Source organism: Eisenbergiella massiliensis, from assembly GCF_003435485.1.
This window is the reverse complement of record NZ_QVLV01000042.1, coordinates 1-26,652: the sequence shown is the minus strand read 5'-3', so window position 1 is coordinate 26,652 and position 26,652 is coordinate 1. Positions and strand designations below refer to the sequence as shown.

21 protein-coding genes are annotated in these 26,652 nt (G+C 51.5%); 3 read left to right on the top strand and 18 right to left on the bottom strand.

Going from position 1 to position 26,652, the window contains the following annotated elements:
* Positions 1-85: 85 nt before the first annotated feature.
* Both DXC51_RS28640 and DXC51_RS28635 read left to right on the top strand, forming a co-directional pair.
* Entirely contained in the window at positions 86-682 is a 597-nt protein-coding gene (locus DXC51_RS28640) for an HDOD domain-containing protein (protein ID WP_117546019.1), read from the top strand.
* Positions 683-925: 243 nt separating this feature from the next.
* Positions 926-2,575, top strand: coding sequence for an ABC transporter ATP-binding protein (locus DXC51_RS28635; RefSeq protein WP_117546017.1), 1,650 nt, complete (start codon positions 926-928; stop codon positions 2,573-2,575).
* A 100-nt stretch (positions 2,576-2,675) separates the two neighbouring features.
* On the opposite strand, the gene DXC51_RS28630 is transcribed toward DXC51_RS28635, so the two are convergent.
* The 8 genes from DXC51_RS28630 to DXC51_RS28595 all read right to left on the bottom strand — a co-directional run bounded on the left by DXC51_RS28630 (position 2,676) and on the right by DXC51_RS28595 (position 11,731).
* Positions 2,676-3,635: a D-2-hydroxyacid dehydrogenase gene (locus DXC51_RS28630; protein ID WP_117546015.1), complete on the bottom strand. Its 960-nt coding sequence runs from the start codon at positions 3,633-3,635 to the stop codon at positions 2,676-2,678.
* Positions 3,632-4,306 (bottom strand): ribulose-phosphate 3-epimerase, encoded by a 675-nt coding sequence (gene rpe, locus DXC51_RS28625; protein WP_117546013.1) that lies wholly within the window; start codon positions 4,304-4,306, stop codon positions 3,632-3,634. The genes DXC51_RS28630 and rpe overlap by 4 nt, the downstream gene beginning before the upstream one ends.
* Before the next feature lie 126 nt (positions 4,307-4,432).
* Positions 4,433-5,389 (bottom strand): transketolase family protein, encoded by a 957-nt coding sequence (locus tag DXC51_RS28620; protein WP_021639306.1) that lies wholly within the window; start codon positions 5,387-5,389, stop codon positions 4,433-4,435.
* The gene (locus DXC51_RS28615) at positions 5,377-6,213 is read right to left on the bottom strand and encodes a transketolase (RefSeq protein ID WP_025487807.1); all 837 of its coding nucleotides are present in this window, start codon (positions 6,211-6,213) and stop codon (positions 5,377-5,379) included. Before DXC51_RS28615 ends, DXC51_RS28620 begins: the two co-directional genes overlap by 13 nt.
* Positions 6,214-6,633: 420 nt before the next feature.
* A complete protein-coding gene (locus DXC51_RS28610; protein ID WP_025487808.1) occupies positions 6,634-7,338 on the bottom strand; it encodes an L-ribulose-5-phosphate 4-epimerase in 705 nt (234 codons plus the stop codon).
* Positions 7,339-7,419: 81 nt separating this feature from the next.
* Positions 7,420-9,021: a xylulokinase gene (locus DXC51_RS28605; RefSeq protein ID WP_021639309.1), complete on the bottom strand. Its 1,602-nt coding sequence runs from the start codon at positions 9,019-9,021 to the stop codon at positions 7,420-7,422.
* 23 nt (positions 9,022-9,044) lie between these two features.
* Complete coding sequence (gene araA, locus DXC51_RS28600) at positions 9,045-10,541, bottom strand: L-arabinose isomerase (RefSeq protein WP_021639310.1); 1,497 nt, start codon at positions 10,539-10,541, stop codon at positions 9,045-9,047.
* Positions 10,542-10,666: 125 nt separating this feature from the next.
* Positions 10,667-11,731, bottom strand: a complete 1,065-nt coding sequence (locus DXC51_RS28595; protein ID WP_243003291.1) for a GntR family transcriptional regulator — start codon at positions 11,729-11,731, stop codon at positions 10,667-10,669.
* 776 nt (positions 11,732-12,507) lie between these two features.
* Here DXC51_RS28595 and DXC51_RS28585 point away from each other — a divergent pair.
* Complete coding sequence (locus DXC51_RS28585) at positions 12,508-14,382, top strand: DUF885 domain-containing protein (RefSeq protein WP_181970225.1); 1,875 nt, start codon at positions 12,508-12,510, stop codon at positions 14,380-14,382.
* Between the two features lie 265 nt (positions 14,383-14,647).
* On the opposite strand, the gene DXC51_RS28580 is transcribed toward DXC51_RS28585, so the two are convergent.
* The 10 genes from DXC51_RS28580 to DXC51_RS28535 form a co-directional block, all read right to left on the bottom strand.
* Positions 14,648-15,097: a MarR family winged helix-turn-helix transcriptional regulator gene (locus tag DXC51_RS28580; protein WP_025487814.1), complete on the bottom strand. Its 450-nt coding sequence runs from the start codon at positions 15,095-15,097 to the stop codon at positions 14,648-14,650.
* A 251-nt stretch (positions 15,098-15,348) separates the two neighbouring features.
* Entirely contained in the window at positions 15,349-18,405 is a 3,057-nt protein-coding gene (locus tag DXC51_RS28575; protein ID WP_243003290.1) for an ABC transporter permease, read from the bottom strand.
* Positions 18,399-19,100 (bottom strand): ABC transporter ATP-binding protein, encoded by a 702-nt coding sequence (locus DXC51_RS28570; protein WP_021639259.1) that lies wholly within the window; start codon positions 19,098-19,100, stop codon positions 18,399-18,401. Before DXC51_RS28570 ends, DXC51_RS28575 begins: the two co-directional genes overlap by 7 nt.
* Positions 19,101-19,134: 34 nt before the next feature.
* Positions 19,135-19,599, bottom strand: a complete 465-nt coding sequence (locus DXC51_RS28565) for a restriction endonuclease (protein WP_021639260.1) — start codon at positions 19,597-19,599, stop codon at positions 19,135-19,137.
* A gap of 115 nt (positions 19,600-19,714) precedes the next feature.
* On the bottom strand, positions 19,715-20,761 hold the full coding sequence (locus DXC51_RS28560) for a type IV pilus twitching motility protein PilT (protein WP_021639261.1): 1,047 nt from the start codon (positions 20,759-20,761) through the stop codon (positions 19,715-19,717).
* 19 nt (positions 20,762-20,780) lie between these two features.
* Complete coding sequence (locus tag DXC51_RS28555) at positions 20,781-22,460, bottom strand: GspE/PulE family protein (protein WP_243003289.1); 1,680 nt, start codon at positions 22,458-22,460, stop codon at positions 20,781-20,783.
* A gap of 1 nt (position 22,461) precedes the next feature.
* Entirely contained in the window at positions 22,462-23,169 is a 708-nt protein-coding gene (locus DXC51_RS28550; RefSeq protein WP_117546003.1) for a type II secretion system protein M, read from the bottom strand.
* A 12-nt stretch (positions 23,170-23,181) separates the two neighbouring features.
* A complete protein-coding gene (pilM, locus tag DXC51_RS28545) occupies positions 23,182-24,639 on the bottom strand; it encodes a type IV pilus biogenesis protein PilM (RefSeq protein WP_117546001.1) in 1,458 nt (485 codons plus the stop codon).
* A gap of 156 nt (positions 24,640-24,795) precedes the next feature.
* Entirely contained in the window at positions 24,796-25,998 is a 1,203-nt protein-coding gene (locus DXC51_RS28540) for a type II secretion system F family protein (protein WP_117545999.1), read from the bottom strand.
* Positions 25,999-26,103: 105 nt separating this feature from the next.
* Positions 26,104-26,652 (bottom strand): prepilin peptidase (locus tag DXC51_RS28535; protein WP_147332420.1); only part of this gene is annotated, 549 nt, incomplete at its 5' end.

Here is a 26,652-nt window from a genome sequence, read left to right as displayed (position 1 = left end):
CAAATAGGCCTGCGGGGATTTTTATATATTCCGTTTTTTATATGCGCTGACATGTGAAACTGAACTATTCAATGGAGGAAGACCAATGATACCTGACAGAACCACCTCAATGCAACTGTTGAATGAAGCCTATGAACTAAATCCAGGACCGTGGAAAGCCCATTCCCTCGTCACCGCGGAATGTGCGGAAAAAATCGCCGCCTGCTGCCCCGGCATGGACAGCGAAAAAGCCTTTATCTTCGGCCTTCTCCATGATATCGGAAGACGCTTCGGCGTGACACAGCTGGCCCATGTCATCAATGGCTACGACTATCTCATGAAGCTGGGCTTCGATGAACCCGCGCGTATCAGCCTCACCCATTCCTTCGCCGTAAAGGATATACACACCTATATTGGAATACCTGACGTTTCGGAAGAGGATTGTCAGCGGATATCGGACCTCATCGCCTCCTTTGATTATGATGATTATGACAGGCTGATCCAGCTGTGCGACAGCATTGCCATGGCCGAAGGCCCCGCGGATATAGTCACGCGAATGAGCGACGTAAAAAACAGGTATGGCTTCTATCCCCAGAAAAAATGGGACAAGCATCTGGAGCTGCAGAAATATTTTGAGGATAAAATGGGAAAAAGCCTCAATGAAGTGTTGTCCTGCCAGACCTCAAATCAACAGACACAATAATAACCGCCAGGCTTTTCCAGCTTTTGGATAATTACCCTATTTCAGGAGGTGAGATCTTTTGAGACACGAACGAGGTATCAGCTCAGTACAGTTTATGTAATCTGTCGGCAGATTGTACTGAGTACTATAGTTCAGGCCCAGACTCGGAAAGAGCTGCAGCCTGTGCATCCATATCTTTGCCGGCAGGCATAACTGTACTTATTCTGCTGCTTTATAAACCACAGAAGGTACAGGAGTACAGATATGAAATATTTATATGAGATAATAAAGAAAAATAAAATATGGATCATAATTTATATTATACTGGGCATCGGCTTATCCTTTCTGGCGAATTACAGCGTCAGTTATTTTCAAAAGCTGATTGACCGTTTTACGGCCGGGACGCTTACCCTGTCCGGCATTCTTTTTTACTGCGGGCTCCTCCTGATTCTCTGCATCGCAAGCTATCTGGATGAGTATCCCCACCAAAAGCTGAATAATGGAATCTATCTGGATTTAAAGCTTATGGCTCTGAAAAAGACGAGCCGCATTGATTATCTTGCCTATCAGTCCCTCGGAACCGGGAAGCTGATACAGCGAATTGAAAACGGTTCCACGGCCGGGCGGAACATTTTGTTTGAGTTCTGGTTCAGGATTGCGAAGGAGCTGCTGCCTTCCGCTCTGTTCAGCATGTTTTTTATTTACAGGCTTAACCATGTGATCGCTTATACTGTGGCCTGCGGCTATCTGCTGGTCTTTTTGATCACAAATCTGCTGCTGAAGCTGCTTTACCGGATGAAGGAACGGATGCTGGATAACGAAGAGCTGCTGAATCATTATCTGACCCGTGGCTTTATGGAGATGGTAGTTTTCCGGCTGAACCGGCAGTTTTCCCGGGAAATACATAAGGCGGAGCGCTCAAAGGATGAAATTGTCCGCTCCAAAATCGGTATTTCCTTTATTCATGAGGCCTTTTTTGCCGCCTTTGCAGCACTGATCATCCTGATTAAGGCTGCCCTCATCATTTATGCCTGGTATACCCGTTCCATATCCATCGGAGCCGTTGTGGCCCTGATTACTTTGGTGGATAATGCCTACACGCCCATTGCCATTTTCAATGTTTTATTTGTCCAGTACCGTCTGGATACGGCCGCCTTTAAAAGATATACCTCATTTCTGGATTCTCCCGAGGATCCTCAGCTGCAAAACGGCAGCGCCATGGCATCCTTTCATGGGAATATTATGGTGAAGCAGCTGGATTTTACCTATTCGGGAAGACAGATTCTGCGGGGTCTTTCCCTTACGATAGCCCCCGGCGAAAAAATTGCCCTGGCGGGAAGCAGCGGCTCCGGCAAATCCACGCTGGTAAAGCTTCTGGCCGGGCTGCTTAAGCCAGATCGCGGCCAAATACTGGTTGACAATCAGGAGCTGCGCTGTGTAAAGCTGGACGATTACTACAGGCATATTGCTTATATTCCCCAGGAAAGCCCTGTCTTTGACAGCACGCTCCGTGAAAACCTGATATTCGATTCCACCCTGCCGGATGCAGATCTGATCCGCGCCCTGGAAAAGGTCCAGCTTCTGAAATGGTTTCAGGGGCTGGAGGATGGCCTGGATACCCAGCTGGGTGAACGGGGCGTCAGGCTGTCCGGAGGAGAACGGCAGCGTCTGGCCCTTGCCCGGCTGTGGTTTTCCGATGCCAGGCTCATTATACTGGATGAATCCACCTCCGCCATGGATAACCTGACCGAAGAGCTTGTAATGAAGGAGGTGCTCGCCCTGGCGGACGGCAGGAATATCATTGCCATCGCCCACCGGCTGAATTCCGTCCGTGCCTTTGACCGGATTATCCTGCTCAGGAATGGGGAAATTGTGAAAGACGGAAGCTTTGAGGAGCTTGCTCCAATTTGCTGAAACCATATCCCAATAAATATATAATGTAATAAAAAGGCCTTTGGACGCTGTAAAGGATTCTTCCTCAGCATCCAAAGGCCTTAACTATCGCTTATAGCTACTATTTACAGTATCCGGTCTCCAAATCCACCACGTTGCGCAGCGGTTCCCCTGCCTGAAAGCGCTTCAGGTTTTCCGCGAATATTTCCGCGATCTGCTGCAGCGTTTCCGGCAGCGCATAGCCGCCTGAGATATGGGGTGTTATGATGGCATTCGGTGCCTTCCAGAGAGGGTGGTCCGCAGGCAGAGGCTCCGGATCGGTAACATCAAGTGCTGCCCCAGCAATTTTCCCGGCATACAGCGCGTCGCTGAGGGCATCCGTATCCACAGCCGTTCCTCTTCCCACGTTCAGTACAATGGCGTTGGGGGAAAGGAGGGAAATCCGTTCCCGGTTCAGCGTATGGTAGGTGGATGGATTCCCGGGAAGGCTGAGCGCCACCACATCCGCGCGGGGGAGAAGGGAATCCAGTTCCTCCATTCCATAAAGCCCGTCAACACAGTCCGGCTTTTCTCCCACACGCCGTTTTACGCCTATGGTTGTGCAGCCAAGGGCCTTCATTTTGGAGGCGAAGCAGGTTCCGATATCTCCCAGTCCTATCACAAGCACCGTGGTTCCCTGGATGACGCCCACATGCCCTTCGCTCTTCCACTGGCACTGGAGCTGGTTGGCGTAGTACAGGTTCAGCTTCTTGCGGAGCATAAAAAGGCAGGCCAGCATATGCTCGGAGATTGCCAGGCCATATGCCCCTGTGGCATTGGTGAGGACCGCCCCCTGAGGCAGCCTTCCCGGCACGCAATAGCCTTCGGTCCCCGCATTGTTCAGCTGTATCCATTTCAGGTGTTCTGTTTTTTCCAGCTGTCCGGGGCTTTCAAGGTTCCCCAGAAAGACGTCCGCTTCCCTGAGAAGTTCCTCAGTCATATCACTTTTCAGGCAGAAAATAACGTCCTCCGGCCTTTCGGCTGCGGAGAGAATCAGGGCTTTTTGTTCCTCCGTAAAAGGAGGGGTCACTACAATTTTCATGCCTGGCCTCCTTTTTCACAGCTTTTCAGCGTTTCCAGCATAGCCTTTACGTTATCTGTCCGGTTACCGTTGAAAATGGCGGAACCGGCCACTATGACATTGGCTCCTGCTTCCAGGACCACATTGACATTGTCCCTGGTGATGCCGCCGTCCACTTCGATGTCCACGTCCGCATGCTTTTCCTGGATGAGTCTGCGGGCCTCGCGGATCCTGGCCGTGGAGGCCGGCAGGTACTTCTGGCCGCCAAAGCCCGGCTCCACCGTCATGACAAGAAGCAGGTCTATTTTATCCAGATATTTTTCTATTGCCTGAATGGGTGTGGAGGGCTTTAAGGAGATGCCGGCTTTACGTCCCAGGCTGTGTACCCAGTCCAGGGTTTCCTCCACATCGCTGCAGGCTTCCAGATGAACCGTAATGATATCTGCCCCGCTTTTGGCAAAATCCGCCACATAACGGATAGGCTCTTCCACCATCAGATGCACATCAAAAACCATATCCGTCACCTTTCTCAGGGAGGAAATCACGCACAGGCCAAAAGAAAGGGATGGCACAAACATACCGTCCATCACATCAATATGAAGGTACTGTGCGCCAGCCTCCTCTACCAGTTTAATTTCTTCTCCCAATCTGGCGCAGTCAGCGGCCAGGATTGATGGTGATAAAATATTCATATTTTTTCCTTTTCCTCTTCAGGCATCCGGAGAGCCCGCCGTCATCGTCATGCGGCAGTTCCGGAGGGGTGCCTGTAAAAACAGGCGGCCGGCCCCGACCGGGGCCGGCTCTTATCACTGCCGTTTTTATTTTACAAATTCTTTTACTTTACTGTAAATTCCGTCTGCATCCAGGCCGTATTTTGCAACGAGGGCGCCTGCGGATCCAGATTCACCAAAAATGTCGTTCATTCCGATCCTGCATACCGGAGTGGGGGCCTTTTCGGACAGGGCTTCACTTACGGCGCCGCCCAGGCCGCCGATGATAGAATGCTCTTCTGCGGTAACCACTTTTCCGGTTTTCTTTGCGGATTTGATAATCAGCTCTTCATCCAGGGGTTTGATGGTATGGATGTTGATAACTTCGGCATTGATGCCGTCTTCTGCAAGCTTTTCAGCCGCTTCCAGCGCTGCGGATACGCAGATGCCTGTTGCTACGATGGTAACATCCGTCCCTTCCCGAAGGAGAACGCCTTTTCCGATTTCGAATTTATAGTCTTCCCTGTCATTGATAACCGGCACTGCAGCACGGCCGAAACGCAGGTATACGGGGCCTACGTATTCAATGGCAGCCTGTACGGCAGCCCTGGCTTCCACAGCATCGCTGGGATTGATTACCACCATGCCGGGGATAACGCGCATGAGGGCGATATCCTCCAGGCACTGATGGGATGCGCCGTCTTCCCCTACGGTGATGCCGGCATGGGTTGCGCCGATTTTCACGTTCAGATGGGGATAGCCGATGGAGTTGCGGACCTGCTCATAAGCGCGGCCTGCCGCGAACATGGCAAAGGAGCTGGCAAAGGGGATTTTCCCTACGGTGGAAAGTCCTGCCGCAATGCCCATCATGTCGCATTCTGCGATACCGCAGTCAATATGGCGTTCGGGGAACGCCTTCTGGAAGGTATTGGTCTTGGTGGCATTTGCCAGGTCGGCATCCAGAACCACCAGGTTGGGATACTGTGCGCCGAATTCAGCAAGTGCCTTTCCGTAAGCTTCTCTGGTTGCAATTTTCTGAACCGTCTTGTTGTTTACTTCTGACATAATGCTTCACCTACTTTCTCCAAATCTGCCATTGCCACTGCATACTGCTCATCGTTGGGCGCGGTTCCGTGCCATGCCACATTTCCTTCCATGAAGGAAACGCCTTTTCCTTTCAGGCTGTGTGCGATGATTGCGGTAGGCATACCCTTGGTTTCCTTCGCTTCCTTGAAGGCCGCGCGGATTTCATCAAAATTATGGGCATCAATGTTGATTACATGGAAGTTGAATGCTTCGAATTTCTTATCAATAGGATAAGGGGAGCATACCTGGTCGATAGGTCCGTCGATCTGCAGGCCGTTGTTGTCAACGATAACCACAAGGTTGTCCAGCTTGTGGAAGCCGGCAAACATGGCTGCTTCCCAGACCTGTCCTTCTTCGATCTCTCCGTCTCCCAGGAGCGTATATACGCGGTAATCCTTATTGTCCAGCTTTCCGCCCAGAGCCATGCCGGCAGCTGCGGAGATGCCCTGTCCCAGGGAGCCTGTGGACATGTCAACGCCGGGGATGTACTGCATGGAAGGGTGTCCCTGCAGGTAGGAGCCGAGTTTACGTAAGGTAACAAGATCTTCCACCGGGAAAAAGCCTCTGTGGGCCAGGGTGGAATATAATCCGGGGGCTGTGTGTCCTTTGGAAAGAACGAAGCGGTCCCTGTCCGGTTTGTCGGGGTTCTCCGGATCGATGTTGAGTTCTTCAAAGTAGAGATAGGTGAAAATATCTGCTGCGGAAAGGGATCCGCCGGGATGTCCGGCTTTGGCGCTGTGAACTGCTGTTACAATGCCTTTGCGGATCTCGTTCGCCATTTTTGCGAGTTCAAGATTTTCCATGAATATTTTTCCTCCATTGGGTTTGAATTGGTGGATTGACGGTAACTGTTGGGGTGGAGCCCGGTGGGTAAATAATCCAGGGGGCTTGGGTTACCGTGGGTGGTGATTGTTGTTGGGTGGCCAGGGGGTGGGAGCAGGAAGGGATTAAGGACTTAAGGACTTTAGGGAACGCCGGCGCCGGGGTGGTGGCGGGAGGGCGGAGCTTCAAGTCCTGCGGTCTTTCAGCTGCCTTGGTGTCGGGTGTAGAAGTAGCGGCACCGGACGGCAGAACCTCAAGACCTTCGGTCTTTCGGTCGCTTCGCTCGCCGGATAGGTTTGAAAGGTCTGGCCGGGGAAAGCAGAAAGGTGGGGCGTTTTTCTGTTTTCCCCGGCCAGGCCTTCCAAACCTGTCCGGTTCTGCCTGGTCACGAATATGATACCCTATTTACCCCCATTTTGTCCATAGTAAGCGTTGGCTCCGTGTTTTCTGTAGTAGTGTTTGTCCTGGAGCTCCTGGGGGGCGGGTTGGATTCTTTGGTTGATGGTTTCTGCGCGGTAGGCCATTTTGGCTACTTCTTCGAGTACTACTGCATTGTGGACGGCTTCGTGGGCGTCTTTTCCCCAGGCGAAGGGGCCGTGGTTTTTGCAGAGTACCGCGGGTACGGCTTTGGGGTCTTTATTCATGGCTTTGAATTCATTTACGATGAGGTGTCCGGTGTTTTCTTCGTAGGCCTCTTCGATTTCTTCTTTGGTCAGGCAGCGCAGGCAGGGTACTTCGCCGTAAATGTAGTCTGCATGGGTGGTTCCGTAGCAGGGGATTCCTCTTCCTGCCTGGGCCCAGCTGGTGGCATAGGAGGAGTGGGTGTGGACGATTCCGCCTATTTCAGGGAATGCTTTGTAAAGCTCTACGTGGGTTGCGGTGTCGGAGGAGGGGTTGTATTTTCCTTCTACCTTATTTCCGTTTAAATCCACGATTACCATATCCTCAGGGGTAAGCTTGTCATAATCAACGCCGCTGGGCTTGATGGCAAACAGGCCGCTTTCCCTGTCGATTTCACTCACATTTCCCCAGGTAAAGGTAACAAGGCCGTATTTGGGAAGAAGCATATTGGCTTCATATACTCTTTGTTTCAGTTCTTCTAACATTTATTTCATCCTTTCTGCCCCCCGAAGGGGGCATTTTGCCGGGTTCTTTTATTTTTTTACAGCTTCGAGAATAGCTTTGCATTAAATCAATGATTCCACTGCCGCCTTTTCAATGGGAAGCCCTTTGGTGTAGCGTTCAACGAACCTGTTGAAGCCTTCCACATCCGTGCTGTCCGGTTCCAGGGTAACGCCTTCCTGTCCTGCAAATACGTCGCGTTCCAGGAACTGCGCAAGGCTTTCGCCGTCCTTTTTATTTTTCATGTAGGAAGCAAGAAGGGCAATTCCCCATGCGCCGCCTTCTCCTGCGGTCTCCATGACGGTAACCGGGGCGTTTACGGCCGCAGCCATAATCCTCTGTCCTACTTCCTTGGTCTTGAACAGGCCGCCGTGTCCCATCATTCTGTCAATCTGCACATTTTCTTCCTTCAGCAGGATATCAAGCCCTGTTTTCAGTGCGCCCAGCGCGGTGAAAAGATGTACGCGCATGAAATTCGCAAGGTTGAAATTGCTTTCAGGATTCCTTACAAACAGCGGACGTCCCTCTTCAAAGCCGGTGATATGCTCGCCTGAAAAATAATTGTATGCCAGCAGGCCGCCGCAGTCCGGATCGCCTTCCAGAGCCTTTCTGTACAGGGTTCCGAACAGCTCATTTTTATCCACCTTCATGCCGAAGGCCTGGGTAAATTCCTCAAACAGGTCAATCCATGCATTCAGGTCAGAGGTACAGTTATTGCAGTGGACCATAGCCACAGCGCTTCCGTCAGGCGTTGTTACCATATCGATTTCCGGATGTACCTTATCCAGTGCTTTTTCCAGAACTACCATGGCAAATACGCTGGTTCCTGCGGATACGTTGCCGGTACGCTGCGCCACGCTGTTGGTAGCCACCATCCCGGTTCCCGCATCTCCCTCCGGAGGGCAGACAGGGATTCCGGCTTCCAGCTCTCCTGAAGTATCAAGAAGACGTGCGCCCTCCTCCGTCAGGCAGCCGGCGTTATCGCCTGCCAGCAGAATTTCAGGCAGGATTTCTTCCAGCTTCCAGGGGAAGCCTTCCGGTGCAATCAGTTCATTAAAGGCATCAACCATACGCCTGCTGTACTGCTTCGTTTCAGGATCCACAGGCAGCATGCCGGCCGCTTCGCCGATGCCCAGCACCTTTTTCCCGGTGAGCTTCCAGTGCACATAGCCCTCCAGCGTGGTCAGATAGCTGATATCCTTTACATGCTCCTCCTTATTCAGAATCGCCTGGTACAGATGGGCGATGCTCCATCTCTGGGGAATATTGAATTCAAACAGCTCTGTCAGCTTTACGGAAGCCTCCTCCGTAATGGTATTTCTCCAGGTACGGAAGGGCACCATCAGCTCTCCCGCCTCATTAAAGGCCATGTAGCCATGCATCATGGCGCTGAAGCCCAACGCTCCTACTTTGGTAAGGGTAACCCCGTATTTTTCTTTTACATCCTCAGCCATCTTCCGGTAGCTGTCCTGCAGGCCGCCCCAGATATCCTCCAGGCTGTAGGTCCAGATATTATTCTCATAACGGTTTTCCCATTCGTGGTTTCCCGCCGCAATCGGCGCATTATCCTCTCCGATCAGGACCGCCTTGATTCTGGTGGAGCCAAATTCGATTCCCAGTGTGGTTTTTCCATTCAGAATCGCTTCTTTTACTTCTGAAACACCCATAATTACTTACCTCCTGTAAATTTTTATCTGTAATAAACGGAATTCCATCTCAGTTCATTCTTGAAATTCCTGATGGTGGTATCCTTATCGATGACAACGCTCTCAATGCCCATAGCCGCAGCCCAGTCAACCATCTGATCTACGCTCAGGTCATAGGAAAATGCGGTATGATGTGCACCGCCGGCCAGAATCCATGCTTCAGCGCCCACCTCAAGGCTGGGCTGAGGCGTCCAGAATGCAGTGGCAACGGGAAGCTTGGGCATTTCCTTCTCACACTTTTTGCAGTCAACCGCATTGATGATCAGACGGAAACGATTTCCCAGATCCACAAGAGAGGTAGCCACAGCAGGGCCGGTCTTGGAGGTGAATACCAGACGCGCGGGATCCTCACGGTTCCCCATGCTCAACGGCTGCACCTTAATGGAAATGGGTCCCTCCGCGATGGTCGGGCATACCTCAAGCATATGCGCCTGCAGAATCCCTTCCTTTCCCGGAACCAGGTTATATGTATAATCCTCCATAAAGGAAGTACCCTTGGCGTTCGGAACCCCTGCGGTCATTATCTTCATCAGACGAACCATAGCCGCTGTTTTCCAGTCGCCTTCCCCGCCGAAGCCGTAGCCCTTTTCCATCAGCCTCTGAATTGCCAGCCCCGGAAGCTGCTTCAGTCCGCCCAGCATACCGAAATGCGTAACAATTGCCTGGTAATTGCCGTCCTCCAGGAATTTTTCCAGACCGATTTCAATCCTGGCCTGCGCCGCCACATGGGCACGGAACTCCCCAGGATCCCTTCCCTCAAGCAGAATCTGATACTTGCTGTAATACTCCTCAACAAGCGCATCCACATCCGCCTGTGCCACAGCGTCCACATACTCCACCGCATCATTGACACAATAATGATCGATTTCCCAGCCGAATTTTACCTCAGCCTCCACCTTATCGCCTTCCGTAACGGCAACATTGTTCATGTTATCCCCGATACGGCAAACTCTGATATGGGAAGACTCCATAATGCCCACTGCAGTTCTCATCCAGCTTCCCAGCTTATCCTGCACACCGGCATTTGCCCAATGCCCTACAATAATCTTACGCTCAATTCCCATACGGCTTACGATATGGCCATATTCCCTGTCGCCATGCGCAGACTGATTCTCATTCATGAAATCCATATCAATGCTGTCATAAGGAATTTCCTCATTGAACTGCGTATGCAGATGACAAAGCGGCTTACGATACTCCTTCAGCCCCAGAATCCACATTTTCGCCGGGGAAAACGTATGCATCCAGGTGATAACCCCGGCGCACTCCTCATCCTCATTTGCCGCATTCAGGGTTCTCCTGATGGTCGCCGGATCAATCAGCGTAGGCTTCAGAACCACTTCAAAGGGAAGCCTTCCCGAAGCGTTCAGCCCCTCCACGATCTTTGCGGAATGCTCCGCCACCTTCCTCAGGCACTCATCCCCGTACAGATCCTGGGAACCTGTACAAAACCAGAATTTGTAGTCTCTTCCTGTTTTCATTTCACATATCCTCCTGAAAAATAATTTTTATATCTGAAGCAGCCGCCAAAACCCTTCACAGCCGCTTTCTGAATATCATTACAACAAATCAAAACCGCCGCGCCGGCACCCCAAACCCGGATCCCTCACGCCTTCGCCGGACCACTCACCGAATCCCGCTCCACGATTTCAGTCACAAACTCAAAATTCCCGTCAAAGCTCCGGTTCCTCATCACAGCCAGCAGATTCTCCGCCGCCCTGGCCCCCAGCTTATCCGTAGGATGATGCACGCTCGTCAGCCTGGTATCCGCCAGCTCCGCCAGCTCCGAATCATCAATGCTAATCAGGGAAATATCCTCCGGCACCCGGATTCCCTCCTCCTTCAAAAGCACCTCCAGCTGAAAAGCAAGCTTATCGTTATAACAAAACACAGCCGTACAATCCCGGAAATTCCTCAAAATCCGCTCCCGGTAATCATGCAGATACTGCTCCCCCTCCGTATCCAGCCACACAATCCCCGAATCCCCCGCCGGAATCCCACAACGCCTGCAGGTATCCAGGAACCCCGCGAACCTAAGATGCCCCTGCCCGTCATCAAACTTCAACAACGCCCCGATCCGCCGATGCCCCGCATCAAACAGATACTTCACCGCCATCTCCGCCGCCAGCCTGTCATTCAACGTCACATGAGGCAGCTTCAGCTGCGGATAATAACTGTTAATAAAAACAATCGGCACCTTCCTCTCCACCAGCCTCTCAATCAAAGACAGATTCGGATTCGGCAGCCCGCTCTTCGTCGCCTCCATAATAATCCCGGCCACATCATCCCTCGCCAGGATATCCTCAAGAATCGTCCGCTCCCGCTCCAACATATTATTAGTAAAAGCGATCTGAACCGAATAACCCCTCTCAAACAAATAATTCTCAATCCCCTGAATCGTCCTGGGGAAAATATAACTATCCACATAAGTCGTCACAACAGCGATCCGCGTCTTATTCTCCAACGTAGCCATCCGGTCATCACAAACATAAGTCCCGCTCCCCTGCCGCCTGACAACGATCCCTTCCTCCTCCAGAACCCCAATCGCATGCCTCACCGTCTGCCTGCTCAACCCAAACAGCTCACTCAGCTCATTCTCCGAATTCAACCTCTCCCCCGGCCCCAATTCCTTCCTCTCAAGCCTCTCCTTCACCCAATCCACAATCTCCATATACCTGGGCTTCCCAACCATCTCCATCCCCCCCTTTATTATCCCTATCATCTCAATCCACACCAACTTGTACACTCATATATACAACTTGTACACATATCATCCCCCGCCAGCTTATCCCAAAAACCCCACCTCTGCCGATTCATAACACACCCAAGCCACTATCACTAATATACAAGCTATCCATCTCACTTTTATGCACATTCACAGCCCTCTCAAATTCCGCACCAAAAAGACTGCCCATTAATTTCACTATATCCCAAACCCTCCCTCCTGTCAATAATATATTCCATTTTTCAAATACCTTTATCACTACTTGTATATATACATATTTTCCGCCCTACCTACGCCTGCCAATTCCCCCAGGAGATTTTGCGTGCAGGATGGTCCGGGGCCGGGCGGTGTGTGTGGTTCTTCTTCGGGGCTGCGGTGGGGGTATTTTCCGCTCCATTTGAAAAAATGGCGGCTGTTTCTTACTTCCCCCAAATGCCAGGATTATGCCGCCCCTAGCGGCTTGTCTGACGAATGCAGCCGACTTTAGTCGCTGCATGAGGAGTTCAGCCGCGTTGGCACAATCCTGGCATTTGGGGGAAGTTAGAAACACCCCATTTTTGAAACTGGAGCAGAAAATACCCCCACCGCAGCCCCGAAGAAGAACCACACACACCGCCCCTCCCCCGGACCATCCTGCACGCAAAATCTCCGTCCCCCTCCACACATGAAACCTGCGGGGGGCACATACATATATAAAAACCCCACAACAAGGAACACTTCTCGTGAAAAAACGCATTCCACTCATCATAACAGCCGCCGCCCTCCTCCTTTTCGCCGGCCTGTTTTTCTTTCTCTACCGTAACAACGACACCCTCCGCTTCCAAAAACTCTCGGAGGAAATCTTCGCCCAGTCCCTCAGTCAGGACAGCCTGAGCCTGCACTATACTTTGGCCGACCCCTCCCCCTATCTTAAGGCCCCTTCCCCCGCCACCCTGCCCGCATACTCCAGGGAATCCCAGAAGGAAGCCGCCGCCCTGCTGGAGAACCAGCTCCTGGTATTGCAGGAAATCAACCCGGAAAAATTAAACAGCCACGACCGCTACACCTGGTCCCTGCTCACCTCCTACCTGGAAAATGAACTGGCGGGCGCCCGGTGCGAATATTATGAGGAGCCCCTCGCTCCCTCCTCAGGCATGCAGTCCCAGCTTCCCGTCCTCCTTGCGGAATACACCTTCCGCACCAAATCAGATATGGAGGATTACCTGGAGATCCTGGAGAGCATCCCCGCCTACCTGGAAAGCCTGGCCGTTTATGAAAAGGAAAAAGCCAATGCAGGCCTTTTCATGACGGAAGCCGATGCCGGGGAAATCGTGGATCAGTGCGATGCCATTATGGCTCCCGACCTGCTCTCCGCCGGAGAACACTTCCTCCAGACCACCTTTCAGGAACGCCTGGACGGACTGGTGGAGGACGGCCAGCTGAAGCCGGAAGAGGAGGAATTTTACATCTCTGAAAACAACCGTCTCCTAACCACCGTCGTATCCCCAGCCTATACCGCCCTGGCGGACAGCATTTTCCTCCTTTCCGGCTCCGGTTCCCACAACGGCGGCCTCTGCGAGCTGCCCTCAGGCATTGCCTACTACCTCTACCTGCTGCGCAGAAATACCGGCAGCTCCCGCACTCCGGAGGAAATCCAGTCCCTGCTATCCGATCAGTTCCAGAACCTTTACCAGAACCTCCAGGCGCTGGTTGAGACCTACCGGGAACAGACCGGAACCGGTACGATTACCCTGGATGATCTCCCCGCCTTCCCTTTCCAGAATGCCCAGGAGATTCTGGACGATTTGCAGAACCGGATGCAGGCGGATTTTCCCGCCCTGGCCGTCCTCACCGACAGCCTGCCCTCCTGCCGGACCAAATCTGTGGCAGAATCCATGGAGGATTTCACCAGCCCTGCCTTTTATCTCACCCCGCCCATTGACGACATGGACGACAACGTCATCTACGTGAATAACTCCTCCACCTCCCCCGGCCTGGAGCTTTACACCACGCTGGCCCACGAGGGCTATCCCGGCCACCTGTACCAGACAGTTTACAGCCAGCTCTATGAAAACTCCAAAACAGACAATCCGGTGAGAAGCGCCCTTTTTTACGGCGGCTTTGTAGAAGGCTGGGCCTATTATGTGGAAAATATCGCCTACGGCTACGCCTCCGACGTCCTCCTGCAAAACGGCGCTCCCAACGCAAGCAGCCTGCTGACGGACATTGCCTGCCTGGAACGCAACCTGCAGGTCAATCTCTACTGCCTGCTTGATCTTTCCATCCATTATTATGGAGCAAGCCGCCAGGATGTCTACCGCTCCCTGGCCGCCTTCGGCATTTCGGACCAGGCCACGGCGGATGCCATTTACGACTACATCCGCACGGAACCCACCACCTACCTGAAATACTACCTTGGCTACCTGGAAATCCTTGCCCTCCGTGATAAGGCCACAGAGCTGTGGGGCGATGATTATACACCGCTGCGCTTCCACACCTTCCTGCTTCAGGCAGGCCCCTCGGACTTTACAAGCCTGGAAAAAAAGCTGGCGGAAACACCAACGGTCAAAACCACACTGTCCTATATGGAAACTGAAAAGAAGCTGGCCCACGGTTAATTTCCCCATCCGTTCCGCGCACTATTGCCGGGTGGCAGCCAACAGTGCAGTAAATCCGAAAAGCTCCCGCATATCACAAAAGCAGGACAGTGCAGTACAAAATATAAGTAAATATCCTATGAAAAAAATGCCGCAGGGACTCGGACGATACCGTTGCCACCTGCGGCATTAAAAACCAATCATATATTTGCATATCCCAGATCCGCTGTCCCTGCAGCCAGCCTGGCATATCAAAGTTCTTTTTCCTTTTTTCTGAATTCTTTCCCTATTTCTTCCCGTTCTGAATCCCCTGGAAATATCCCACCAGGTTCCCCAGAGATTTCTGCAGCACCACCTGCTCCTCGTCGCTCAGCCCCTCCAGCACATTACGAATCATATCATCATGGAATTTCTTATGATGGGCAAAGGCCTTTTTCCCCTTTGCGGTCAGGGATATCAGAACCACACGCCTGTCCTCTTCGCTGCGGACGCGCTCCACATATCCTTTTTTCACCAGGCTGTTTACCGAAATCGTCAGAGTCCCCGTCGTAACCGCCAGTGTTTTCGCCACAGACGTCATATTTTTCGCCGCGCCGGTTCCGATAGCCTCGATGACATGCATGTCGTTCGTAGTCATGTCCCTATACTCTTCCGTGCGGATGGCCTGCTCTTCAATTGTGTTGATATTGCGGAACAGCTTCACCAACAGCTCATTGAGCGTATCCTTGATATCCAACGGCGCTCCCTCCTTCGTTTTCCTTCCATTCCCGGTAAAAAATCCTCCGGCCTGCATCTTTTCCTTTTCATTATATAGGACACCGCACTATATTTCAATAAAAATAGTTTGATTCTCAAACTTTGACAGTTACGGCTTGTCCCCTCTTTGGGCTTATGCTGCCACGTCTCTGCTTCCCGGCCTTATCATCAACCGGAAAGCAGGGCCGCGGCAGATGAAGCCCAAATACGGCCAGAGCCATAGCCTGCATTTTACTCCACCGATTTCATGGATTCCGCCATATTGATGGCATCCAGTTTCTTATTCATCACCCAGTCAACAATCCCGGCAAAAATAAAAGTCAGAACGATGCTCAGCAGCACGCTTCTTGGCGCGATATGCACATCAAAGGCGATCATATCAATATCGATATTGTACATGACAAACCGATGCAGATAATATCCCATAATCAGCCCCACGCCGGCGCCGATACCCGTCAGCACCAGATTTTCACGGAACACATAGCTGGCCGTCTCCCGCCTGTAAAATCCAAGCACCTTAATCGTCGCGATTTCCCGCAGCCGCTCCGTGATGTTGATATTCGTCAGATTATACAGCACAATAAAGGCCAGGGAGCCCGCACAGCCGATAATCAGCAGCACCACATAATCCAGGCTCTTCATCATACTGCTGAAACGTACCTTCATATCGTCATTTACGGTCACGGAGGCCACGCCGTCGCAGTTCATAATCGCCGCGGAAACCTCGTGCACATCCGCGCCTTCCCGGACATTCACATAAGCGCTCTTATATTCCGGCTCCTTCCCTGTCTGTTCCTTCCAGGTATCCGGGGAAATATAGGCATAATTATATACATAGTTTTCGCTGATGCCTGAAACCTTCAGCTCCAGCTCATTCATATCATCATCCTGAATAGTTACCGTATCCCCGATTTTCGCATTGCATTTATCCGCCAGCTTCTCGGTAAGCACCACCTCTCCCTTTCCAGGATAGGCCACAGGCTCATCCCGGGTGGTGTGCAGATTCAGGTACAGGCCGATGTCCTCCGTTTTTTCCGGCGCCACCAGCGTAAAGGACTTTGTCTTGTCGCCCAGCGTCAAATCCCCGCTCTCCTCAAAGGCAAGCGTATAGCACTGCGCGTTGTCCGCCATAACTGCCTCAAACTCACTGCTGTCCATACTCTTATACGGATCGCTGAAAATAACGCTCATATCGTTTATCTGGATTTCATCAAACTGGTTATAGGTTATGCTGCTGATGGAATCCTTCACCCCGAAGCCGGTGAGCAGCAGCGCCGTACAGCCGCCGATGCCGAATACCATCATATAGAATCTCTGTTTATACCGGAAAATATTTCTCGCAGACACCTTCAGCAGGAATTTCATATGGTTCCAAAGGAAAGGAATCCGCTCCAGAATAATCCGTTTTCCGCTTTTGGGAGCCTTCGGGCGCATCAGCTCCGCCGCCACACTGGTCAGCTCATACCTGCAGGTAGCGATGGTCGTGCCCATGGAACACAGGATTGACACCACCAGGGAAATCACCCCCAGCTTCCAGTCCAGAATCACATGGAAATCCCCCAGACGGTACATAATCCTGTAAGCTGTCCAGATAACCGTGGGAAAAATATAGGATCCCAGAAGGAAACCAATCCCGCAGCCCAGCATCGCCGCGCTTCCCGAGTAAAACAGATATTTTCCCATAATCGTGCCCTCGCTGTAGCCCAGGGCCTTCAAAATACCAATCTGCGTCCTCTGCTCCTCCACCATACGGGTCATGGTAGTGATACACACCAGCGCCGCAACCAGAAAGAAGAAAATCGGGAATACATTGGCAATCCCCTCCACGATATCAGAATCGCTTTCAAAGCTTGCGTAACCGATATTTTTATCCCTGCCCAGCACATAGGTATCCGGCTCCTTCAGATCGGCCAGCTCTTTCCTGGCATCCTCCAGTTCCTTACGGGCGTCAGCCGTTTCATCCGCAAGCTTCTGCCGGTTCTCCTCGTACTCCTCCCAGCCGTCCGCCAGCTCCTTTTCCGAATCCTCCAGCTTCTTCTGGGCATCCCGCAGCTTTTCCTCCTGGCGCGCTATGGTATTCTCCGCCGCCTCCAGCTGCCTGCTTCCCATATTCGCCTGGGCAAGGCCGGATTCCACCTGGGCCTTTTTGCCCTTTACCTGGGCCTCCGCCAGATTCAGGCCGGTTTCATAACCGTCCTTTTCATCTCCCTCCTCCATATCGGAGGCTTCTATCCGCTTTTCCTCTAGCTGATCCAGGCCGTCCTCTATCTCCTGCTTTCCATCCTGAAGCTCCGTCAGCGAATCCGCCAGCTCCTGCCGCTTATCCGCGATCTCCGCCTTACCGTCCGCTATTTCCTTCCAGCCATCGGCAATCTCCTTCCTGGCATCTTCTATCTCCTGTTCCCCGTCCAGCAGCTCCTGCCTGGCATCCTCCAGCTTATCCTCCGCCTCGGCCACCTTCTTATCAAGCTCCCGCTCGCCGTCTGCAATCTGCCACTGGGCATCCTCCTTCAGCCTCACATACCGTGCCTGGGCCACCTCCTCACAAAGAGGCTCCGCCCAGTCCATGACCTCATCGATGTAATCCTTATACTCCTGGCTGTAAAGGGGATATTTCTCCTCCAGCCTGACAAAAACCTCCGTATAAGCTTCCGTATCAAACCCTGCCTCAGGAATATAAACATACCCCTTCAGCTTACCGTTTCCAAGCGCCGTACTCCCTCTTTCATAATTGATATAAAAAGGGGCGTCACAGATCCCCACAATTTTATACTCCGTACCGGAAAACATATCCCGGGTATCTTCCTCATTATTATCGGAAACACGGATTGTAGTGCCGATATCCTTTCTCGTAAATACCAGACTGTCCACCACGCACTCATCCGGCGCCGTCGGCATTCTCCCGGCCCGCACCACCACATGGTTCTGTACCCAAAGCAGCGAATGCGCCCGCAGCACGCTTTCTGTCCCTTCCTCGTCCTGGGCCAGGAAATCCACATAAACTGCGCCCTCCGCGATCTCCACACCCTCCCGTTCATTCAGCTGCTTCACATCGCTTTCATCAAACCCCACCGTGGACAGCAGACGCAGGTCATACAGATTATTCTCCTCCAGGTATTCCCCTCCGGCCTTCAGCATGGCCGGCTTTGTCACCTTAAGGCCCGTAAAAAATCCAACCCCCAGCGCCACAATAGCCAAAATGGCCATGTACCGTCCGAGGCTTTCCCTGATTTCCCGTACAGTTGTCTTGAATATGGTGGACTTCATCGCATTCCTCTTCCTTACCACTCAATCTCTTCCACCGGCGTAATGTGCTCATTCATTTCCATACTCCGGATCGTGCCGCTCTTTACCCGGATAATCCGGTCCGCCATGGCCGTGATGGCCTGATTGTGGGTGATGACAACCACGGTCATCCCCGTATCCCGGCAGGTATCCTGCAAAAGCTTTAAAACCGCTTTCCCCGTATTATAATCCAGCGCGCCCGTAGGCTCATCGCACAGCAGCAGCTTGGGATTCTTCGCCAGCGCCCTGGCGATTGCCACCCTCTGCTGCTCCCCGCCGGACAGCTGCGCAGGGAAATTGGACATCCTCTCCTCCAGCCCCACCTTTTTCAGCGTTTCCGCCGCATCCAGTGGATTTTTGGAAATCTGGGAAGCCAGCTCCACGTTTTCCAGCGCCGTCAGGTTCTGTATCAGATTGTAAAACTGAAAAACAAAGCCGATATCATACCTGCGGTAGGAGGTCAGCTGTTTTTGATTGTAGGCTGAGATTTCCTTCCCATCCAGGATGACCTTTCCCTCCGAAAGCGTATCCATCCCGCCCAGGATGTTCAGAATCGTTGTTTTCCCGGCGCCGGAGGCTCCCACGATCACGCAGAACTCCCCTTCCTCGATTTCAAAATTCACATCCCGCAGCGCGTGTATATCCACCTCGCCCATATGATAAACTTTTTTTACATCCTTAAATTCCACAAAAGCCATAACGGATACCGTCCTTTTCCCCAGCCTGCATGCCCTAATCCAGCTCTTCCATCATACTTTCCAGGTATCCTCTGTCCCAAAGGAGGATTTTCAGCTTCTTCGCCGCATCCACCGCCGCAGAGGTAAAATACTGATTCGTCATTACCACTCCCACCATCCGGTCATAATAATCGCGGCCCGCATAAATCTCCTGCACCGCCTTAATCCCGATGGGGGCATTATAACACTTGCACTGGACCGCATAAGTTACCCCGTCCTTTTCCGCCAGGATATCCACGCCGAAATCACCGCTGCCCCTTGTGACCTCCACATCCAGAAATCCCTTATCCCGCAGCAGATCCGCACAGAAATACTCGAACTCATGCCCTTCCATATCGTCCATTTCCAGACTCCGCCGTCTGTGCTTCCACGCCCTTGCCACAAAAAAAGCAGCCAAAACCAGGGCCGCCAGCCCTGCTGCTGATATAATACTGATAAATACTATTGATGACTGATCCATATACCTAAACTCCGTATTTTTTCTCTAAACGCATAAAAGGAACCAGACCGGCTGTCTGACCGGCGCCGGCTCTGATTCCCCTCATAGTTATCATACTCTTTTTTATAAGATTTTCCTAGAGATAATTTGTCAAATCTCTTTTATCATTGGAATATTTAAACGCATTTTCCCCGGAAATAACCCCCATGGCTACAAGCCGCGACAAATCACCGTTCAGCGTATGCATTCCATTGGCAGCCCCGGACTGCATAAGCGTAGCCATCTGATGCCCCTTGCTTTCCCGGATCAGGTTCATCACCGCATCCGTCCCCGTCAGCACCTCCGTCGCCGCAATCCGGCCCCGGCCGTCCGCCGTGGGAATCAGGCACTGGGTCACAACCCCCTTCAATACGCCGGAAAGCTGAATTCGCACCTGATTCTGGCTGGAAGCCGGACAGGCGTCGATAATACGGTCAATGGTCTGGGCAGCGCCCGTGGTATGCAGGGTGGAGAGCACCAGATGCCCGGTTTCCGCCGCTGTCAGAGCCGCTGAAATCGTCTCATAATCCCTCATTTCCCCTACCAGAATAATATCCGGATCCTCACGCAGGGCGCTGCGAAGCGCTGCCGCGAAGGAATCCACGTCCCTGCCCACCTCCCTCTGGTGGATCAGAGCCTGCTTTCTTTCATAAACGTACTCCACCGGATCCTCTATGGTAATGATATGCTCCGGCCTGGAAGCGTTGACATAATCGATCATGGAGGCCAGCGTTGTGGACTTGCCGCTTCCTGTCGGCCCCGTAACAAGGATCAGGCCTCTCGGCTCGTCCGCCAGCTGCTTCAATATGGGCGGCAGACGCAGCTCCTCTATCGTGGGAATCCGGTCATTGAGCAGCCTGACCGTACAGGCCAGCTTCCCCTGCTGCCGGAAAATATTGACACGTTCCCTGCCGCCGTCCGGCGACTGGATGGCAAAATCCACGTCCCTTCCCTCAGACAGCTCCTTCTGCTGCCGCTCGTCCGGCATATGCAGAATAATTTCCCTGGTTTCCTCATCCGTCAGCTGTATGGGGGAATATTCCAACGCTCCCCGAACCCTGATGAGCATGGGCAGCCCCTCGGAAATATGAATATCCGAACAGCCCGTCTGGCGTCCCATGGATATGATTGTATGAATGTCCATCAGCTTCTCCTTCCGGAAATCAGGAATAGTAGGCGACCTTCATCAGCTCCTCCATGGTCGTCACTCCCGCTTCCACCAAATCCACGCCGCATTCCTTCAGCGTTTTCATTCCCTGATGCTCCAGTGCGTAGTCCTTGATCTCCTCCACCGTTGCATGGGAGGAAATCATATCCCGTATCGTCCTGTCTATCGTAAGAATCTCATGGATCGCCGTTCTTCCCTTGTACCCTGTATTATTGCAGTGCCGGCAGCCCCTGGGCCGCATGATTCTGGGAATATCCCTTTCCATGAACTCCTTTTCTTCTTCCGTAGGCTCCTCCGCCACCGCACACAGCGGACACACCTTTCTCATCAGACGCTGCGCCACCACACCCACAAGCGAGTTGGCGATCATATACGGCTCCAGCCCCATATCCACCAGACGGATAATAGAAGATGCGGAATCATTCGTGTGCAGCGTGGAAAATACAAGATGGCCTGTAATCGCCGCACGGACAGAAATAGACGCAGTTTCCGAGTCACGAGTCTCTCCTACCATGATGATATCCGGATCCTGACGCAACAGCGCGCGAAGCCCCGCTTCAAAGGTAACGCCCGCCAGGTTGTTCACCTGCATCTGATTGATGCGCGCCACATTTTTCTCCACCGGATCCTCAATGGTGGAAATATTCACCTGCTTTTTGGACAGCTCCTCCAGCACCATATAAAGAGTTGTGGACTTACCGCTTCCTGTCGGTCCTGTCAGATAAATAATACCGTGAGGCGAGTTCAGCAGCTTTGAAAACTTCTTATAATCGTCCTCCTTCATACCAAAAGAAGCCGGATAATCAATGGACGAATTGCTGGTCAGCAGACGTAGCACCGCCTTTTCCCCGAAAACCGTGGGAATTACAGAAACACGGATGTTGATCATTTCATCATTTACCTGCGTCCTGAAATGCCCGTCCTGAGGCGCCCTGCGCTCCGCTATATCCAGATCTGACAAAATCTTAATACGTGCAATCAAAGACGGATGCAGGTTCTTCTGCAACGTGACATACTCGGTTATCGTACCGTCAATACGCATACGCACCGTTGTCTTATGCTCAAACGGCTCAATATGGACGTCACTGGCATTGGTATTGGCCGCCCTCTCTATCAGGCTGTTCAGCAGATTAATGATAGGAGTATCATCATCCGTATCATCGATCTGGATTTCCTCCACTATGCCCTCAGTGCTGGTGTTGGCCTTTTTGGCTGCCATTTTAGCGGAAACTTCCGAGTAATAGTAATTGATTGCCTTTTCCAGCGGATACTTTTCTGAAAGCAGAATCTCGATCTGCATTCCCGTGATCTGCCGGATATCCTCAATACCATAATAATTCAGCGGGTCAAAAACAACAACCGTAAGGATGTCATCCGTCTTGCTCACCGCCAGCATCAGATATTTTTCCGCCAGCTGCCTCGGGATTTTGCCCACGGCGTCAATATCCACAGATATCCCGGACAAATCAACTGTCTTCAGGTTCAGCTTCGCCGCCAGGGCCTCCAGCATCTGTCCCTCTGTAATATAATTCAGCTCAATCAGCGCATTACCAATACGCATTCCCGGATTCTGCTTCTGATATTCAATGGCCTTGCCGATATCTTCTTCCGTAACATAGCCAGCTTCCTTCAGGACCTGGCCCAGACGGATATTTTTAATTGAAGTTAATTCCATGTTATGCCTCGTCCTTCCTGTACATGTAGACCTCCAGACCAAGCTGCAGCGTATCGTTCACGGAAGTAATATACTCCCCGTCCGCATTGCGTATGCTGTTGTTTTCAGTTCCCCAGCCCGCGCTGGTTATCCGTATGGAAGGATAATTCCTGGTAAGCTCATCCACCATCTGCTGCATGGTGACCCGGTTCCCCCGGATCGTCATCTGTACCTGCGCCGCGTAAATTCCTGTAAAAACAGTTTCCGTTGCCTGCGCCGTACTCCCGTCCTCCTCGGACGCGCCCTGCGCCGCCGACTGCGCCATGGAATCCTCCGCCGCTGCCGCAGAAGCATAATACGGCTCCAGCTTCAGCTCACTCTGCGGCATCGTAATCGTCATCTGCCGGGACTCCAGCCCCTTACCCACCACAATGCCGGTAAGCAGCCTGTCAATCTCCTGGCTCTTCATCACCGGATAAAAATCCTTCGCCGCTTCCTCCAGCTCCTCCTGCGTCTTCACAAGGCTGCTCTCCATCGCCGGCAGCATCACAAGCTTCTGCTGCGTTTCCATCATCAGCTCCTGCTGATTTTCCAGCTCTATCTTCAGCTCTGCGTCCGCCTGGGACAAGGGCCTGATTACAAAAAATCCAAAGCCAAGGACAATCACAAAAAAGGCCATGAACAGAAGAAGCTTTTTATCTCTTTCCGTAATTTCCATTGTAATATTCACAGCAGCTTCCCCCTACTTCCCGGCCATTTCCGACAGATAGCAAACCAGATTGATCGTCCACATCCCGCTCTCGTCCGACCAGGTATATCCCGTATAATCAAGGCGTTCGAAAATATCCTTTTCTTCCAGCCTGTCTATAAACTGATTGATAATCTCCACATCCGGCGCCGCCGTATCCACGCTGATCACCCCGGTCTGCGCATCGAAGCTTTTGATTGAAAAAGTAACTTCCCCCATCGTACAGCTCTCTATCACATCCGTAATGGAGCTGTTAAAATAAGGGTAGGACTCAATATTGCGCGCGGCCTTCATCAAAGCCGCCTTCTGCATCTGCTCCCACTGCATCTGAGCTTCCACCTCATCATACCTGGCGCTCTGCTCCAGAACCTCCGGACTCTCGTTATAGCTTCTGACCTCCTCCAGCTTACGCGAGGTAAGCCAGTAGTGAACCCCGAAAAACCCGGTAATCACCAGCATTACCAACAGCAGCAGAATCACGGGCGTTAACTGCTTCATCAGGCTTTTGCGCTTCAGGCTTCTTTCCGACGTCTTCTTATACTGGATAAAAAGATTCCCGGCATCCTCCAGCAGAATCAGCCCGCATATAGGAAAAAGGTAACTGCCGAAGTCCTCCTCCTTGCTGCGGATTATACTATCATCCATAAAGCTTCCGGCTCTCAGCGTATTATCCATCTGCAGAAGGCTCTCGGAGCATACCTGGATATCCCCCTCTGAAAAACCGGCCCACGTAACATCCGTCACCGCATTTTCCAGCTTCTGCGCGGAAGCAAACTGCAAAATACCGCTGATATTCCTTGCCACCTCCACGCCATAGGACGGAGTACCGTGCTCACTGAAAGTCCGGTTCATGCTGGAATAACAATATTTTCCCTGATGCATCAGAATACTCGTCAGGTTATCCTCATCCTGAATCTGAAGGATACAGGTCCTGTCCTTAAAATAAGCCATTCTGTGCAGAACCGAAACCACGCTCCCCAGCGCGGCACGCACGCAGGTTACCTTCACCCCTATAGAAGCAAATAAACGAGTATAGGAATCCAGGAATTCACGCTCCATTCTGGTAGCGAAAACCTCCCGCATTCCTTTTTTCTTATCCGTATCGATTTCATAATAGCCATAGACACTGCCGCCGGCCTCCGACACTCCGGGGAACTCCCTGGGAATGTACTCCAGCGTTTTCTTCACGTTCATCGCCGGAACCTGAAAGGTCTTCGACATAAACTGGGAGCTGTGGAGCACCAGGCATACATTGTTCACCGCCAGGTGGTTTTCCTTCCAGAACTCCTTCAGGTGCGCCGCCAGTTCCTCCTCCGCTGTAATAACACCATTGATTATACAGCCCTCCGGCGCCAGCGTTTCATACAGCCTTTTTACTGAAATTGAGCCTTTCTTTGCATTGCCCACTGCCGCCTGAATCCTGCAGTTGGACATATATACACAGGTCTGCATCCCGGTATTGTCCTTTCTGTTAATCTATCGCTTTGCTGTGTCGTGGTACCTGAAAAGGTACCTGGTAATTCTATATTCTTTTTTCCGGTATTCTTCTTCCCGGTTTTCTTCTTTTCCCGGCAGGCCGAAATCGGCATCCTGTATCAATATCCTGCGTCAGTATCCAGAATTACTGATAGCATCATAGGAACCGTAAATCGGCATCAGTACGGATACCATGATAAATCCTACAATAATAGCCATTACCACGATTAATACAGGTTCCAGCGTCGCCACCATCTTATCAATCGCCATGTTGGATTCAAACTCCATGGAGTCCGCTATGGAATTGAGCATGCTGTCAAGACTTCCTGTTTCCTCGCCCACCCGGACAGCCGAGGTCAGCTTTTTTGTAAACCCGTCAATTGCGTCCAGCGCATCTGACAGGTTCCCGCCCGTTCGGATTTTGGCTACCGCCTCGTCGAACTGGCTGTCTATATATGTATTACCTATCGTTTTACGGGCGATTTGAAGTGCCTGGACGATAGGGATTCCTGATGCATAAAGGGAACTGATCGTTCTTGCAAAACGTGCCGTATATACGATCTTAAGAAGCTTTCCGAATATGGGAGTATGCAGCTTCATCTGATCCAGTTGGAGCCTTACCTTCGGAATATGTGCCACAAACATCAGCAGCGGTACGAGAATTGCCAGGAGGATCAAAAGCATCAGCCAGTGTTCTTTCACTCCGTCACTCATGGCAAACAAGATCTTGGTTGGCAGGGGCAGTTCTTCCATCTGTGCGAACAAATCCTGGAATTGAGGCAGTATGTAGCCCAGCATGAAGATAACAACCACTACAATTACAAAACTCAGAATCTTTGGATAGAGTGTGGCATTGCTTATTTTGGAATGCATACGGAACTGCTTGTCATAATAATCCGCCATACGCATTGATGTCTCGTCCAGGTTGCCCGCAGTTTCCGCGGAACGGACCATATTAATTAAAAGCTCCGGAAAGGCTTCATCCTGATCCTCCATTGCCTCGGAAAGGGCCTTTCCCTGGCGGACCTGACGAAGAATATTTTCGTAAGCTGTTTTTTCGTTTTTCTTATTGGATTCATCCTGCGCTATGATGTTCAGCGCACGAACCAGCGATACGCCGGAAGCCGACAGGGTTCCAATCTGCCTGCAGAATTCAGAAAGATATTTCGCTTTAATCTTATGAATCCGCTGGACTTCCTCTGCCCGCTTCGCACTGATAAGATATTTATTTTCCTGCCGAAGCTTCAGATGGAGATCGTTTTCATCCATGGCCTGCATCTGGCCGGATATTTTTTCTCCCTCTTCTGTTTTGGCTTTATAGACATATTTGGGCATAGCGGTTTCCCTTTGCTGCTTTTTAGGTTAACGGATTCGTATAATATATATTAATAATGAAGCATTTATGGCATATTGTAAAGCTTAATAAAACAAAAAATGAAGTTACAAATATAGAAGTCCTGCATACCAGTCCCATACCCTGTCTCCGATAAACAGTGCTGCTGCCATGCCCAGACACAGAAATGGGCCGAAGGCGAAGTGCTCTTTTCCGCTTTTCTTCTTCATTACCAGAAGCCATATTCCGTACAGGCCACCGGTTAATACTGCAAAGGCGAAAGACAGTAGGGTCAGCTTGGTTCCGAGAAACAGACCGCAGGCCGCCATAAGCTTGATATCTCCGCCGCCGAAAGCGCCGGGGACTAGAATCGTTATGAGGAGGAGCGGGACGCTGACTACGAACATGCCTAGGATGCGGGAGGGAAGGCTGGTACCGGGCATTGTGAAGATGGAGATGATTCCTAATACAAAGACTACTATTACGAGGGTATTGGGAATTTCCATTTTGTTTAGATCTACTATGGTTATAATTAAAAGAATAACAACAAAAATAATAACTGTAATTGCTAAACAAAAATTATTTAATGGAAGTAATAGTATACCGGGTGTGTCAAATAAACTGTGTATCACGTGCAGATTATTCGACACACCTCT

Coding starts and splice junctions, on each gene's coding strand:
- DXC51_RS28640 (WP_117546019.1), top strand. CDS start 86: ATGATACCTGACAGAACCACCTCAATGCAACTGTTGAATGAAGCCTAT.
- DXC51_RS28635 (WP_117546017.1), top strand. CDS start 926: ATGAAATATTTATATGAGATAATAAAGAAAAATAAAATATGGATCATA.
- DXC51_RS28630 (WP_117546015.1), bottom strand. CDS start 3,635: ATGAAAATTGTAGTGACCCCTCCTTTTACGGAGGAACAAAAAGCCCTG.
- rpe (WP_117546013.1), bottom strand. CDS start 4,306: ATGAATATTTTATCACCATCAATCCTGGCCGCTGACTGCGCCAGATTG.
- DXC51_RS28620 (WP_021639306.1), bottom strand. CDS start 5,389: ATGTCAGAAGTAAACAACAAGACGGTTCAGAAAATTGCAACCAGAGAA.
- DXC51_RS28615 (WP_025487807.1), bottom strand. CDS start 6,213: ATGGAAAATCTTGAACTCGCAAAAATGGCGAACGAGATCCGCAAAGGC.
- DXC51_RS28610 (WP_025487808.1), bottom strand. CDS start 7,338: ATGTTAGAAGAACTGAAACAAAGAGTATATGAAGCCAATATGCTTCTT.
- DXC51_RS28605 (WP_021639309.1), bottom strand. CDS start 9,021: ATGGGTGTTTCAGAAGTAAAAGAAGCGATTCTGAATGGAAAAACCACA.
- araA (WP_021639310.1), bottom strand. CDS start 10,541: ATGAAAACAGGAAGAGACTACAAATTCTGGTTTTGTACAGGTTCCCAG.
- DXC51_RS28595 (WP_243003291.1), bottom strand. CDS start 11,731: ATGGAGATTGTGGATTGGGTGAAGGAGAGGCTTGAGAGGAAGGAATTG.
- DXC51_RS28570 (WP_021639259.1), bottom strand. CDS start 19,100: ATGGCTTTTGTGGAATTTAAGGATGTAAAAAAAGTTTATCATATGGGC.
- DXC51_RS28565 (WP_021639260.1), bottom strand. CDS start 19,599: ATGGATCAGTCATCAATAGTATTTATCAGTATTATATCAGCAGCAGGG.
- DXC51_RS28560 (WP_021639261.1), bottom strand. CDS start 20,761: ATGGACATTCATACAATCATATCCATGGGACGCCAGACGGGCTGTTCG.
- DXC51_RS28555 (WP_243003289.1), bottom strand. CDS start 22,460: ATGGAATTAACTTCAATTAAAAATATCCGTCTGGGCCAGGTCCTGAAG.
- pilM (WP_117546001.1), bottom strand. CDS start 24,639: ATGCAGACCTGTGTATATATGTCCAACTGCAGGATTCAGGCGGCAGTG.
- DXC51_RS28540 (WP_117545999.1), bottom strand. CDS start 25,998: ATGCCCAAATATGTCTATAAAGCCAAAACAGAAGAGGGAGAAAAAATA.